11 protein-coding genes and 2 pseudogenes are annotated in these 14,172 nt (G+C 45.4%); 10 read left to right on the forward strand and 3 right to left on the reverse strand.

Annotated features, from left to right (window positions below):
* Positions 1-34: 34 nt before the first annotated feature.
* Positions 35-889: a hypothetical protein gene (locus RIG27_RS14055; protein ID WP_446346062.1), complete on the reverse strand. Its 855-nt coding sequence runs from the start codon at positions 887-889 to the stop codon at positions 35-37.
* Positions 890-1,178: 289 nt separating this feature from the next.
* On the opposite strand from RIG27_RS14055, the gene RIG27_RS14060 reads away from it, so the two are divergent.
* The 5 genes and pseudogenes from RIG27_RS14060 to RIG27_RS14080 all read left to right on the forward strand — a co-directional run.
* Positions 1,179-1,646 (forward strand): DUF29 domain-containing protein, encoded by a 468-nt coding sequence (locus tag RIG27_RS14060; RefSeq protein WP_446345013.1) that lies wholly within the window; start codon positions 1,179-1,181, stop codon positions 1,644-1,646.
* 140 nt (positions 1,647-1,786) lie between these two features.
* On the forward strand, positions 1,787-2,578 hold the full coding sequence (locus RIG27_RS14065; protein WP_446346064.1) for a DUF4058 family protein: 792 nt from the start codon (positions 1,787-1,789) through the stop codon (positions 2,576-2,578).
* 373 nt (positions 2,579-2,951) lie between these two features.
* Positions 2,952-3,395, forward strand: a complete 444-nt coding sequence (locus RIG27_RS14070; RefSeq protein ID WP_446346115.1) for a DUF29 domain-containing protein — start codon at positions 2,952-2,954, stop codon at positions 3,393-3,395.
* A gap of 870 nt (positions 3,396-4,265) precedes the next feature.
* Entirely contained in the window at positions 4,266-4,961 is a 696-nt protein-coding gene (locus RIG27_RS14075; RefSeq protein ID WP_446346117.1) for a Uma2 family endonuclease, read from the forward strand.
* A 147-nt stretch (positions 4,962-5,108) separates the two neighbouring features.
* A pseudogene (locus RIG27_RS14080) lies at positions 5,109-5,354 on the forward strand (UPF0175 family protein); the annotation flags it as partial.
* A gap of 547 nt (positions 5,355-5,901) precedes the next feature.
* On the opposite strand, the pseudogene RIG27_RS14085 reads toward RIG27_RS14080, so the two are convergent.
* Positions 5,902-7,351: pseudogene (locus RIG27_RS14085) on the reverse strand (NF041680 family putative transposase).
* A gap of 83 nt (positions 7,352-7,434) precedes the next feature.
* Here RIG27_RS14085 and RIG27_RS14090 point away from each other — a divergent pair.
* Positions 7,435-7,791 (forward strand): hypothetical protein, encoded by a 357-nt coding sequence (locus tag RIG27_RS14090; RefSeq protein ID WP_446346066.1) that lies wholly within the window; start codon positions 7,435-7,437, stop codon positions 7,789-7,791.
* Positions 7,792-7,951: 160 nt separating this feature from the next.
* On the forward strand, positions 7,952-8,092 hold the full coding sequence (locus RIG27_RS14095) for a hypothetical protein (protein ID WP_446346068.1): 141 nt from the start codon (positions 7,952-7,954) through the stop codon (positions 8,090-8,092).
* Between the two features lie 85 nt (positions 8,093-8,177).
* On the opposite strand, the gene RIG27_RS14100 is transcribed toward RIG27_RS14095, so the two are convergent.
* Positions 8,178-8,384, reverse strand: coding sequence for a hypothetical protein (locus RIG27_RS14100; protein ID WP_446346070.1), 207 nt, complete (start codon positions 8,382-8,384; stop codon positions 8,178-8,180).
* A gap of 378 nt (positions 8,385-8,762) precedes the next feature.
* Between RIG27_RS14100 and wecC the strand changes: the two genes are divergently transcribed.
* The 3 genes from wecC to asnB all read left to right on the forward strand — a co-directional run bounded on the left by wecC (position 8,763) and on the right by asnB (position 14,097).
* Entirely contained in the window at positions 8,763-9,980 is a 1,218-nt protein-coding gene (gene wecC, locus RIG27_RS14105) for a UDP-N-acetyl-D-mannosamine dehydrogenase (RefSeq protein ID WP_446346072.1), read from the forward strand.
* On the forward strand, positions 9,977-12,121 hold the full coding sequence (locus tag RIG27_RS14110; protein WP_446346074.1) for a bi-domain-containing oxidoreductase: 2,145 nt from the start codon (positions 9,977-9,979) through the stop codon (positions 12,119-12,121). Before wecC ends, RIG27_RS14110 begins: the two co-directional genes overlap by 4 nt.
* A gap of 71 nt (positions 12,122-12,192) precedes the next feature.
* Entirely contained in the window at positions 12,193-14,097 is a 1,905-nt protein-coding gene (asnB, locus tag RIG27_RS14115; RefSeq protein WP_446346076.1) for an asparagine synthase (glutamine-hydrolyzing), read from the forward strand.
* Positions 14,098-14,172 lie beyond the last annotated feature (75 nt).

Raw genomic sequence — 14,172 nt, forward strand, 5'->3', positions numbered from 1 at the left:
GTTCGTAGTGGGAACTTTAGTTCCCTAAGCGGAGCTACTTTTTCTGGGATAACTCATCCTTGAGGCGTCTGGCTTGATCGCGGATAATCGCAGCCAGGATGGCAACCATGAAACTAGCGATCGCAGCCAGTACTGCGATTTGTACTAGGGAGCGTGTCGGTTCAACTTTGGATTCGCTTAAGAGTTGGATAGAAATAATTTGAGAGGTAAACTCCGCTAGATTCTTCTGGGCGGGTTCCAGATACTGTTTATCAAATTCTAGGCTGGCAATGCGAGCCAGAACAGCTGCCCGTTGTGTCTCTAGCGCCTCCAGCCTGAGAGTCGTTCTAATCCGTTCGGGATCGATGATATTGGAGTCACGAACTTGAGCAATTTGTTGTTCGAGCTGTTCGAGAACTTGTTGCTGTTTGGTGATTTCCAGCTCGGTGCTGAAGAGACTATTGGCGATCGCTTTACCTAATGTATCTTGAAACTCCTGCTGGAGCAGGGTAGAGACTTGGGAGCCAGCTTCAGCTAAGAAACCCGTATCAGGCGATCGCACGGTGATGTCGATTTGCTGGGTTTCAGTGTTATAGGTGGGTTTAACCTCAGTTTCATCGATTTTGTCGTAATGATTCTCCAACAGTTTCACGGTTTGGTTACTGGCTTGCTGGATATCAACGCCAGGGATACCAGACACCGAGATGGGAACCGGGGTGACTGACAGGGTGAGCTGTTTCTGGTATTGTTTGGGCATCAACAGGGAGAGCGCGATCGCGACGGCTGATAGTCCCAGGGTTCCCCATGCCATAAACCGCCAGTTGCGGCGGAAAAACTGAATAATATCGAGTAAGGAAATTTCATCTTCATCCTCAATCGTTCTCAGTTCTGTATTTTGCGTCAATTCCATAGTTCTCCTACACCGAGCGAGCATGATTACCATTAGCATACAGCGTCGAGCTGTAGCGTCATGAGAGTGAATTCAATGGCTGATATCAATCAAATCTTTCTAGACTTAACATGGAAAATCAGCAACTCTGGTGCCATTGTTGATGGGGTAGGGATATGGAGTTCTACTGGACTGGCATAGCTAAAATGGTGGTGTCAACTTAAGCTGAAACCCCCTCTCCCCCAGCCCCTCTCCCACCAGGGGAGAGGGGGTGAGTTTTCTTAACTACTGTGATAATAGGGAGGATAAAATGGCAGGAGAAGCCCTTTATGAACGGGATTTTTATAGTTGGGCATTCAATCAAGCGAATTTACTCCGTCAGGGTAGGTTTGAGCAGTTGGATTTGGGTCATCTGGTTGAGGAGTTAGAAGACTTGGGGAATCGTCACTACGATCAACTAGAATCTCGATTGATTCAGTTGATCGCTCACTTGTTGAAGTGGCAAGTTCAATATTGGAAACAAACGAACAGTTGGCGAGCGACGATTCGGGTGCAAAGAACGGCGATTGCCAAGCTGCTACGGCGTAATCCAGGGTTGAAATCCCGCTTAGATGAAGCGATGGAGGAAAGTTGGCTTGAAGCCAGGGATTTGGCGATCGCGGAAACGGATTTACCCGATGAACAGTTTCCTGATGTTTGTCCGTTTTCCTTCGAGCAGGTGATGTGCGAAGACTTTTGGCCGAATTCTCAGATGGAGACAGAAGGTTCATCAACCTAGCCCTACTTCGTGAGGACGGGGATTGGAAGAGATAACTTTCCATTTGGGTGATGAAGGATGATATAAATTGAAATTAGAACAGAGTGTGTAAATGGAAGTTCCGATTGGCTGCTTAAAATACCTACGTTGAGGTCATTCAGATGCCTTCTCCCTTTCCGGGCATGGACCCTTATTTAGAACATTCCGAATTATGGGCGGAGGTTCATAGTCGGTTAATCGTGAACCTAGCCGATTTTTTGGGTCCACAACTGCGCCCTAAATACCGAGTCGCTGTCGAAAAACGAACCTATACTGATCTGTCAGACGCCGCGTTAGTCGGACTTCCTGATGTGGCTGTTGTGTCTAGACGTTCAACCCCAAATCAGAACTCATCAACGACTTCATCAACGGCGACTGTGTTAACTCAAAATGAACCTGTAACGGTTAAAATACCGATGCCGGAAGAAGTCAGGGAGAGTTATTTAGAAATTCGAGAAATTGGAACCGGGGCGGTGGTGACAGCCATAGAAATCCTGTCCCCGAAAAATAAGCGTGCGGGTGTGGGGCGTCAGGCTTATTCTCGCAAACGCCTAGAGGTTTTAGGCAGTTTTACCCATTTAGTCGAAATTGATTTGTTGAGGGGGGGAAAGCCAATGCTAATTTTGGGAGAAAGACCACGCAGTGATTACAATATTTTAATCAGTCGTAGCGACAAACGACCCCTAGCTCAGTTGTATCGGTTTGGGGTTCGTGAGAAAATTCCAGTTTTTCCACTACCTTTGACGTCAACCGATGTGGAACCCATTGTGGATTTACAGGAGTTATTCACCCAAGTCTATGACAGAGCCAGTTTTGACTTAGCTGTGGATTATGGGAGTGAACCTGTACCCCCTCTCAAGGCAAATGACGCTGTTTGGGCGGCTACCCTGTTGCAAGAGAGTGGATGGCGATAATTGTCAAGAAGAGGATGACCTAGTGTAAGCTGTCACGTATTTAAATTGGGAATGGGTAGCGAGCAAGATGCTCGCACTACAAGGATGAGAGCCATTATTCTATCTATATCATGGGAAAATGTACCGTCCTATAGACCCCAATCAACCGTGACCCGTAGGGTGGGTTAGGCGGTATTAAATTTAGGAAATGAACCGTTCAATAATAAATCCGCCGTAACCCACCAAGTTATCATTGATTCCAGAGGAAAATCAAATACCCAGCCGGATTTATACCAGCTAAAATAGTATTTTATACAGCCTGATCGATAATTTGAATTGTGCCGATTAGACGACGGCTAGAAAATAGATTTATATTGATTGGAGCATGAGAACGATGAATCTAGAGGCTGAATACGATCTGGACTTCTATGCTTGGATTCGTAAAAATGTAGAATTACTGCGGCGAGGCTGTTTGTCCGAAATTGATGTGGAGCATATTGCTGAAGAGCTAGAAAGTATGGGCAAGCGTGACCTCCGTCAACTTCGCAGCCGCTTACAGGTTTTAGTCATGCACCTGCTCAAGTGGCAATATCAACCCGACAAACAAAGCAAAAGTTGGCTAGTGACGATTGATCATCAGCGTGATGAAATTGAAGCCCTATTGCTAGATAGTCCGAGTTTAAGAGGCGAGTTGGAGCAGGGATTAGCAAGGGTGTATCCGAAAGCTGTGCGAGATGCCTGTCGAGAAACGGGTCTTCCTGAGACGGCATTTCCCTTATCCTGTCCTTTTGAGATAGAAGAGATTTTGGCTCAAAATTTTCTGCCGGATTGTCGTTAGTTTTCGTAACTACTGTGATAATGGGGAGGAGAAAATGGAAATTAGAACAGAGCGTGTAAATGGAAACTCCGATTGGCTACTTAAAATACCTAAATTGAGCTAATTCAGACCTACACTGATCTGTCAGACGCCGCGTTAGTGGGGCTTCCCTCTCCGAAAAATAAGCGTGCGGGTGTGGGGCGTCAGGCTTAGAGCTGGCTGCAGAAGTATTTATTCCCCCTACCGTTTACCGATAATTATTGGCGAAATTTGGAGCCGAATCGGAGCAGATTGAGCAAGCTCTTACTGATTTTATTTGGGTAACAAATGGTAATCGCGGCTAAAAAAATAGAATTAGGGATTGACTTTTATGGAGATTTTAGGTAATTTTATATCATGGGAAAATGTGCCGTCCTATAGACCCCAATCAAGCGTGACCCGTAGGGTGGGTTAGGCGGTATTAAATATAGGCAATGAACCGTTCAATAATAAATCCGCCGTAACCCACCAAGTTATCATTGATTCCGGGTTAAAAAAAGATTCAGGTTCCTCAAGAAAATTAATGGATTTGCCCGTAGTATTGGCAAGGGGTGAACGAACAAGGATGAAAATGTACTTTGGTTAGATAGGAGTCTCCCCCAAACGCGATCGCACCCGTTAGGGATGAGCCAAAACACCTGGGGTCAGGTAGGGGCGGGGCGCTGGCACTAATGAACAACTCCAGAAACAGAGCGGGTTTACATAAGTTATTAGTTTTGAAGAGCATGTTATCGGTAAAACCCGCCCCTACAGACGGTTGGGTCGCCTACCCTCTCTTCTAATGGATGGAGCAGAGGATTGATTGTGTGACAAAGATATCCTGAAGATGTGACGCTTACTGGAGGTGCGATCGTGAATTATGGTAGTCTTGCCCAACAACTGATTCCCGCTTTAGAGAATGGCGATCGCTTGACTCGTGCTGAGTTTGAGCGACGCTATTCTCTGATACCTGATATCAAGAAAGCCGAGTTAATTGAAGGAGTGGTTTACGTGGCATCGCCTCTACGCTATAACCGACACGGTAAACCCCATAGCCAAGTGATGACCTGGTTAGGGGTTTATGTGGCTGGGACACCGGGTGTTGAATTAGCGGATAATGCGACGGTACGCCTGGATTTAGACAACGAACCGCAACCCGATGCGCTGCTGCGGCTAGATGAAGAGAGTGGGGGGCGATCGCGGATTAGTGAGGATGATTATGTGGAAGGAGCGCCAGAGCTAATTGTTGAAATTGCTGCCAGTAGCGTGTCTTATGATCTTCATGATAAGTTACAGGCTTATCGGCGCAATGGGGTACGGGAGTATCTGGTGTGGTTGGTGCAGGATAGGGAGTTTCGCTGGTATGTTTTGGATCAGGGAGAGTATCGACAGCAGCAACCGGATTCGTTAGGGGTGTTGAGTAGTCCGTTTTTGCCAGGGTTACGGTTGGATGTGCAGGCACTGTTGCGGGGAGATATGTCGCGAGTTCTGACTGTGCTACAGGAGGGAATCGGTTGCCCAGAGCATCAGGCATTTGTAGAGGAATTGTCTAGAACATCGCTCCAGTAATCCCAGTTAGCTGTTACAATCTGTGGCGATTAGGTGTAGAAATTGGTAGTGTAGATTTATGTTGCCACCGTCGATTAAAATTTGATCGCAAATAATCAAGATTTAAACATGGAATAATTAACGGTTCGTTTAAATTTACCCCGTGATTTACTTGGGGTACTTGATGTCTCGGAAACTGGCTTAGAAAAGCGTATCAGAGAATTGATTGCAATTGAGTTATTTCGAGAAGGCAGGATTTCTTCTGGTAAAGGTGGAGAATTATTGGGGGTCTCTAAATGGGATTTTATTCAGCTTTTGAGCCGATACAAAGTCCCTTATTTTAATCAGACTCCAGAGAATTTAGTTGCCGAGGTAAATCTCTTAGAAACCCTATTAAATACAACTGAACAATGATTGTGGTTTCTAATGCTAGTCACCTAATCGCTTTAGCCAAAATTGGGCAATTGCAACTGTTGTGTTCGGTTTACAAAAAGATACATATTTCCCCAGACCCGTAGGGTGGGTTAGGCGGTATTAAATATAGGCAATGAACCGTTCAATAATAAATCCGCCGTAACCCACCAAGTTACCATTGAATCCGGGTTAACAAAAGATGCGGGTTCCTCAAGAAAATTAATGGATTTGCCCGTAGTATTGGCAAGGGGAAACGAGCAAGGATGAAATTTGGTCAGATAGGAGTCTCCCCCGGACGCGATCGCACCCGTTAGGGATGAGCCAAAACACCTGGGGTCAGGTAGGGGCAACCCGCTGGCACTAATGAACAACTCCAGAAACAGGGCGGGTTTACATAAGTTACCAGTTTTGAAGAGATTGGACTTTGGACAAAATCAATATATTTTGCGGAAATATTACGCAAATAAAAAAAGAAAAAATGGCTCCTCTATCTCAGCTCGAAGAAAAGCTCAGAAATACCGACGGAGTGAGGGTTACAGAGTAAAGCTTAGAAGACTTGGCTCTTTTGATTTTGACAAAATGGCTGTTTTTTTATAACTTTATGGCGGGTTCTCGGCTCTTTTTTTTCACCTTTAATCCGTCCGGGAGAATAACCTCGACGTTTGGGGGATTGAGCCGGAGTACCCAAAGACGAAATAATTCGATAGAAGTCCCGTTGAACTAAGCTGGGTGTAACTTTGAGCGATTCAGTTTGAGTCAAATAACTCTCCCAAGGACGGGGTAAAACAGTAGCTAATTTCCTGGCTTTCCACAAATTGAGATAAGCTAACAAGATCAGTTGGAACCAATTTTCCTCATGATGAACTCGACTGAGTAAAATAGGTAGTCATTAACAATTTTTGTTTACCAAAACGAAAAAAATGTTCTAAATCATAACGTTGTCCGTAAGCTTGATGACAGTCTTGAAGGCTCAACTCATGACGGCGAGAACCAATTACTATCAGCCACATCGGTTTCCAGACAGATTTCCCCGTGTCATCACTCACCACAACTTGAAGTAATCGAAAAGGATGTTTGTGCATCTTATAATTTTTAGTTCCTTTCATTAACAGTTGATTCCAACCGGAAATTTTGAGATTCAGGCTCCGTCCTCTTTTAGTTGTCAAGGTTGATTGAATGACTTCATCGGGTTCGCCCCAACTTGTCTCATCTTTGAGATCAAATCTGTCTCCATACCAACGAGGATGACCCGATGATTTTTTAGGAGAATCTGAGAGGATAAATTTTCGGTAGAATACTCGATTGCTTTTGACTCGAATGATGGAAACCAAATTATCTTCATTGACTTGTTGATTGAGAAAAGCTCGTTGACTATAGAGACTATCAGCTACGAGAACGGATAACTTATGTTTCCAGGGAGCTGATTCATAATTCAGGATTTTTGTCAATTGAGTTTTAGCGACATCAACATCTTTTTTATCGGCAGAAACTCGTTGTGCAGACAAGGGAATTGTCCAAGAGACATTGAAGGCTTCACTAGCTTCTGGCAAGGCAGCAACTACCGAGTAAGAGTGACCAATGTTCACAGGTTTATTTCCTTTAATAGCATTGGGTTGATAGATGTAGCTTTTGTCAGACAAAGTGGCTGAATAAGGTCTGGGACAGGGAGTTGCATCTACTCCAAATAGGTAGAAATGCTGCTGAACGGGGTCAGGAACTGTAGCCGAAATTACCGAAAATAAGTCATCAATAGCTTTGGGATAGTCGGGATGACTTGGAGTCGGCAAAAAATCTTGAATACCTTTATACAAACTGTTATAATCTCGGCGGAACAAAGGATTCAATGATAGTTCAGCGACTGAAGAAGCTTGTAAGTTAGATGAAAGAGAATCGAGTAACTCCATGACTGAACAGCGGCGCGAACCAAGAGCTTGATAGAGATGGTTTCTCCACGCTCTGAAATCCTGGACATCGGCAGCCAATTTTTGATTAGTCATTTGCTAAAACACCCGGCAATTTGGTTAGCGTAAAATATACGCAAACTTAATTATAATATAGGAGTGGTTCAATCTGTAAGCTAATGACCCAACCAAATTCCTTGAAGACCACTCAAGAAGTCTCGATCAGAGTCAAACAAATCAAGGCGACTATTCGTAAGCTAAAGCGACAAATCCAAAAAATAGCTTCAGAAGGAGAAGTGGCTCCGCCTCATTGTCATGTGATTCGTTATCAGACGAAGCAAAATAAAAAAATTTACTGGTATTATAAACTACAAGCCATTGAGCCGATTTTTCCTAGGGCTAGTGACAATAATAAAAAAAGCAAATACTTATATTTAGGAAAAGCTGGCAGTGATGCTCATATTGATGCTGTGGAGAAAGTAACAAGAAGGGGACTTATCGATGAATTGGAAAGAGTTATTAATTCTCTCCAGTAAAGTTATTTAGATGTTTGTTTTGGGGGAGAAACTGAGCCGGATCTCTCTGGAGAAAATGAGGGAGTTAAAGACGAGTAGAACTTTTCGGTCATAGTCAAATTAATTCCTCTTAATTAAGTCCAAACTACATTTGCGTAAAAGTTACGCAAATGTAGTTTTTTTGTCCAAAGTCCAAGAAGAGAATGTTATCGGTAAAACCCGCCCCTACAGACGGTTGGGTCGCCCACCCTCTCCTCTAATGGCTGGAGAAAAACTGGCGATCGCATCCAGTACTACTATTTGTACTAGGGAGCGGTTCTAATCTGTTGGGGATCGATGCTGTTGGAGTCGCGAACTTGAGCAATTGGTTGGTCTAGCTGTTCGAGAATCTGTTGCGGCTGGTTGATTTATAGCTCGATGGGGCATAGACTATTAGCGATCGCGTGACCTAATGGGGCTGGGAACTGCTGATGGAGCCGGGTAGAGACTTGGGAGGCGGCTTCAGCGAGAAAACGGGTATCGGGCGATCGCACGGTGATGTTGATTTGCTGCGTTTGGGTGTTATAGTTTGGTTTGACCTCAATCTCGTCGATTTCGTCGTCATGATTCTTCAACAGTTTTACCGTTTTGTGACTGGCTTGCCGGATATCAATACCAGGGATACCAGATACGGATATTGGAACCGGGGTGACTGACAGGGTGAGCTGCTTCTGGTATTGTTTGGGTTGGAGTAGGGAGAGAGCGATCGCGAGCGCAGAAAGTCCAACTGTTATCAGTCTGATCGATGTACTGTGGATTCGGAAAAACAGAATACTATCGACTAAAGAAATTTTATCCTCATTTTAATTGAGCCTGTGTTCAGTATTTTCTGTCAATCAACCTATACTCCTTTGTTCCATCTAAGCTATATTAACCAAAGCAATCTTACAGGCAACTTTCAGATAGGATCTACCAACTGAGAGAATGATTAAAATTTGGTGTGGGGAAATCAGATGGATAAGGTTTGCGTCGTTGGTTTAGGATATGTGGGCTTGCCAACAGCGAGTTTGCTGGCGAACAAGGGTTTTCAGGTGCAGGGTGTGGATGTCAACCCTCGGATTGTGGACACTATCAATCGTGGTGAAATTCACATTCATGAGCCAGATTTAGATGTTTTGGTCACGTCAGCGGTCAACAGTGGCAATCTGACGGCGAGTTTGTCACCAACCTCGGCTGATGTGTTTATCCTGGCTGTACCAACACCGTTTCAGGATGGGTATGTGCCGGATATCTCTTATATTGAAGCGGCGACACATGCGATCGCGCCTTACCTAGAATCGGGGAATTTGGTTATCCTGGAATCCACCAGTCCTGTGGGAACCACTGAGGCTATTAGCGACTGGTTAAGGGAACTGAGACCGGATATCGAGGCTGATGCTATTTATATCGCCCATTGTCCAGAACGGGTGCTACCAGGTCAAATTCTCAAAGAGTTAATTGTTAATGATCGGATTGTGGGTGGCATCAATCCAGCGTCAACGGCTAAAGCGGCGGCTTTTTATCAACAGTTTGTTACGGGTGAGATTGTCCCGACTCAAGCCCGCACCGCCGAACTATCAAAGTTGACCGAAAATGCCTTCCGGGATGTTAATATTGCCTTTGCCAATGAGTTATCTTTGATTTGCCAGGGGTTGCAGATTGATGTCTGGGAACTCAGAGAACTGGCAAACCGACATCCACGGGTAAATATTTTGCAACCGGGACCGGGAGTCGGAGGACATTGTATTGCGGTTGATCCTTGGTTTATCGTCCACTCAGCACCAGAACAAGCACTGCTAATTCGGACGGCTAGGGAAGTTAATGATAGTAAACCGGATCAGATCGTTAATCAAGTTAAAGCAGCTACTGCTGAGTTCCAGCACCCGGTCATTGCTTGTTTAGGATTGGCTTATAAGGCAAATATTGATGATCTGCGTGAAAGTCCGGCTGTGGAAATTGTTAGAGAGTTGGTAAGGGAGTCGGTAGGACATCTATTAGCAGTAGAGCCTCACATTCCTAGTCTTCCTGCTAGTCTTGATAGCTGGGGTAATATCCAACTGGTTGAGCTGGACATGGCACTCCAGAAGGCAGATATTATCGTGCTACTAGTTGACCACCAAGTTTTTAAGGATATTGATAGAGAACAGTTGCAAGGGAAAACAGTCATTGATACACGGGGGATTTGGCGGTGAAGCAGGTACTGATTCGCCAGGGTCAAGCAATCGTCGAAGAGATTCCTGTTCCTCAAGTTGAACCAGGTACGATTCTGGTGCAGGTTAATCATTCCTGCATTTCAATTGGTACGGAAATGAGTGGTATTAAAATGAGTAGTCTGCCACTGTGGAAACGGGCACTCAAGCAGCCAGAAAATGTGAAAAAAGTAGTCGATATGGCAGTTAACCAGGGGGTGTCGCGTACTGCCAGTTTAGTGCAGGGGAAGCTGGCTGGCGGTCAGCCGACTGGGTACTCTGCCGCTGGGACGGTGTTGGAAGTGGGTGCTGGAATTGATGATCTGCAACCAGGGGATCGGGTTGCTTGTGCTGGGGCGCAATGCGCTCACCATGCGGAAGTGATTCGCGTGCCGCGTAATCTGATCGTACCGATACCAGAAAGCTTGGAATTTGCTGAAGCGAGTACAGTAACCCTGGGTGCGATCGCACTTCAAGGTATCCGCCGCGCTCAACCCAGTCTGGGGGAAGTGTTTGTGGTGCTGGGATTAGGGATTTTGGGTCAGCTTACTGTCCAGATGCTCAAGGCGAATGGCTGTAGAGTCATAGGTACTGATTTGGAGCGCCAACGGATTGCGATCGCTCAGCAGCTAGGTATGGATATTGGTATTCATCCAGACGATGGGGATACGATTGAGCAGGTGGCACGGCTGACGGATGGTTTAGGTGCTGATGGGGTGATTATCACGGCGGCTACACCTTCGGATGAGGTGGTTTCTACTGCCTTCCGGATGTGCCGCAAAAAGGGACGAGTGGTGCTGGTTGGGGATGTGGGACTCAATCTCAACCGGGCTGATTTTTATCAGAAGGAACTGGACTTTTTTATCTCGACGTCCTATGGTCCTGGTCGCTATGACCATAATTATGAAGAACAGGGTTTAGATTATCCGGTTTCCTATGTACGTTGGACAGAAAACCGGAATATGGCAGAATATTTGCGTCTAGTCGCTGAGGGGAGAGTGCGAGTTAAACCCTTGATTCATGCTATCTATCCGATAGAGCAGGCGACAGACGCCTATGAGTCACTCAAAAGTCCTGGAGAAAAACCCCTCATGGTACTGCTTGCCTATCCCCAATCCCAGGAAACCAGTAATGTGGTTAGAGTAGTCCCTAATCCGACAGCTAAACCTGCGGGGACAAAGCATATTCGGGTAGCATTAGTGGGTGCGGGTAGTTTTGCCAAGGGGATGCACTTACCGAATCTGCAAGGGTTGGCTGATCACTATCATTTACAGGCGGTTGTCAGCCGAACGGGGCATAATGCGATGGTAACGGCTAAGCAATTTGGGGCTAATTATGCTACGACGGATTATCAGCAGGCTTTGCAGGATACAGAGGTTGATGCCGTTATTATTACAACTCGGCATCATCTCCATGCTTCAATGGCTTTGGCAGCGATGAAGGCAGGTAAGCACGTTTTAGTTGAAAAACCCTTGGCATTGACAAAAGCGGAACTGAGTGACATAGAAGGATTTTATGCTTCTGCCACTGATAAGTCTTTACCCATTCTAGTCACTGGCTTTAACCGTCGCTTTTCTCCCTATGCTCGACGGATTTATGAGATAATTCAAGACCGAAGCAACCCCATGATTCTGAATTACCGGATGAATGCAGGGTATATTCCCTTGGATCATTGGGTACATGGAGAGGAGGGAGGTGGACGTAATCGGGGTGAAGCTTGCCATATTTATGACCTGTTTACTTACCTGACGGGTAGTAGAGTGGTGACGGTGAAGGCTCAGGCGATCGCACCGATAACGGGTCATTACAGCCGTAGTGATAATTTTGTGGCGACGATGACGTTTGCCGATGGTTCAGTGGCGACTCTTACCTATACGGCTCTGGGGACTAAGGATTATCCTAAGGAACAGTTAGAGGTATTTGTCGATGGTAAGGTGATAATCTTAACTGATTATAAGCAGCTTGCGATTAGCGGTTCTCTGGCAAAAGGGATGGAAACCAAGGTGGTCAATAAAGGTCAGAAAGAAGAGTTAGCCGCGTTTGCCTGTGTCATTCAGCAAGGAGGGGAATGGTCGATTCCATTATGGCAGCAGGTGCAAGCAACAGAAATTAGTTTGGCAGTGGAAGCGGAATTAGGAACTTGATTAAGGACTTTTTCAATGATCCGACCAATTCAAGTGACACCTCATACCCAAGCAAAAGGAGAATGATATAAATGTGCGGGATTGTGGGCGTCTTAACTTTCAACAACAGCCATAGCAGCTTTACCGTTACAGAGAAATACCTTACCCGGATGCGGGATACAATGGTCCACCGTGGACCTGATGGTGCAGGGATGTGGATTGCTCCAGACGGCAAAGTGGGTTTGGCTCATCGTCGCCTATCAATTATCGATTTATCGGAAGCGGCGGCACAACCAATGTGTAATGAGGATGCCACATTGTGGGTTTCCTTCAACGGTGAAATCTACAACCATGCTGAGATTCGTAGTGAATTGGAGAAACTTGGCGGACACCGATGGAAGACCGACCACTCGGATACTGAGGTAATTCTTCATGCTTTTGAGGAGTGGGGGATTGACTGTTTGCACAAGTTTCGGGGAATGTTCGCGATCGCGCTCTGGGATGCTAGAGAACGGGAGTTATGGCTCATCCGCGATCGCATTGGCATCAAACCTCTCTATTACAGTATTCATAACGGTCGTATCACCTTTGCTTCAGAAATCAAAGCGCTTCTGCAAGATCCTGATCAAAAGCGTGCTGTTCACGAAGAAGCTTTTTATCATTACCTTTCGTTCCTGACTACCCCAGCCCCCCAAACCTTATTTGATGGGATTAAGAAATTACCAGGGGGTACTTGGTTGCGGATAAAGGAAGATGGGCAAATTCGAGAGCATCGTTACTGGGATGTCTGGGATCACACCACACCATTAGTGGGTGTTTCTGAAGCCGAGATTGCCGAGCAACTAATAGCCGAACTTCGTACTGCTGTTAAGTTGCGTAAGTTGAGTGATGTCCCGGTTGGGGTATTTCTCTCCGGGGGGATTGACTCTAGCACCAATGCCGCTCTATTTTCTGAGGAAGAAGGGCGACCGATCAAAACTTTTACCATAGGGTACAAGGGAGATTATCAAACCTATCAAAACGAAATGCACTATGCCTACCAGATGGCTAAGGCGGTGGGGGCTGAATACCATGAGCATCTACTGACTATTGATGATCTGCTTAACTTCCTACCGCAAATGGTATATCTTCAAGATGAGCCGATTGCTGATCCGGTCTGTGTTCCGGTATACTATGTGTCTAAGTTAGCCAGGGACAACGGAGTGATTGTTTCTCAGGTAGGAGAAGGATCTGATGAGCTATTTTGGGGTTATCCGTTTTGGCAAACAATGCTCCGGCTACAGCGTTATGATGATTTACCACTACCCAGAGTCTTAAAATACTTAGGGCTTGGAGGATTACAGGTTTTAGGGAAAGCGCAAAAAGGTTATTATGAGTGGCTGCGTCGAGGTGCGGATGGAGTGCCTATTTTCTGGGGAGGGGCTGAAGCATTTACTGAAGCTCAAAAGCAGCAACTCCTCTCGCCTCGTTTACGCCGAACGTTTGCTAATCTAACGTCTTGGGAAGTACTCAAGCCGATTCGCCAACGGTTTGAAGAGAAAGCCTGGGAGAAATCTCATCTCAATTGGATGAGTTATCTTGATCTGAATCTACGCTTACCTGAACTACTCCTCATGCGCGTGGACAAAATGAGCATGGGAGTTAGTTTGGAAGGACGTGTACCTTTTTTGGATCATAAGTTTGTAGAATTAGCGATGAGTATTCCGGAGTCAATTAAAACCAGAAATGGTAATCTTAAGCATATTCTTAAGAAATCGGTGCGAGGATTGATTGCGGATGAGTTGATTGACCGCAAGAAGCAAGGGTTTGGTGTGCCTGTGTATGAGTGGTTCTTTGAGCGTTTAGGAGAGAAGACTAAACATGAACTGGATAGCTTCTGTGACCAAACTGATTTTCTGAATAAGTCTGAGGTTATGGATTTGATTGAACAAGGGCGAGGTTCACAAGTTTGGTATTTGCTAAATTTTGCCCTGTGGTGGAATAAGTTTATTTCATAGAAATGCAAATTATTTTTTTATTTTTAGATACCTACTGACTGAGGTTGCTGTTTAATGATATTTGCCAATAATCGA

The organism is Coleofasciculus sp. F4-SAH-05, assembly GCF_040222985.1.
Taxonomy (GTDB): domain Bacteria; phylum Cyanobacteriota; class Cyanobacteriia; order Cyanobacteriales; family Coleofasciculaceae; genus Coleofasciculus; species Coleofasciculus chthonoplastes.

What these genes read in the sequence shown, in the direction of transcription:
- RIG27_RS14055 (WP_446346062.1), bottom strand. Translation starts at nt 889, where the DNA reads ATGGAATTGACGCAAAATACAGAACTGAGAACGATTGAGGATGAAGAT.
- RIG27_RS14065 (WP_446346064.1), top strand. Translation starts at nt 1,787, where the DNA reads ATGCCTTCTCCCTTTCCGGGCATGGACCCTTATTTAGAACATTCCGAA.
- RIG27_RS14090 (WP_446346066.1), top strand. Translation starts at nt 7,435, where the DNA reads ATGACCCAACCAAATTCCTTGAAGACCACTCAAGAAGTCTCGATCAGA.
- RIG27_RS14070 (WP_446346115.1), top strand. Translation starts at nt 2,952, where the DNA reads ATGAATCTAGAGGCTGAATACGATCTGGACTTCTATGCTTGGATTCGT.
- asnB (WP_446346076.1), top strand. Translation starts at nt 12,193, where the DNA reads ATGTGCGGGATTGTGGGCGTCTTAACTTTCAACAACAGCCATAGCAGC.
- RIG27_RS14060 (WP_446345013.1), top strand. Translation starts at nt 1,179, where the DNA reads ATGGCAGGAGAAGCCCTTTATGAACGGGATTTTTATAGTTGGGCATTC.
- wecC (WP_446346072.1), top strand. Translation starts at nt 8,763, where the DNA reads ATGGATAAGGTTTGCGTCGTTGGTTTAGGATATGTGGGCTTGCCAACA.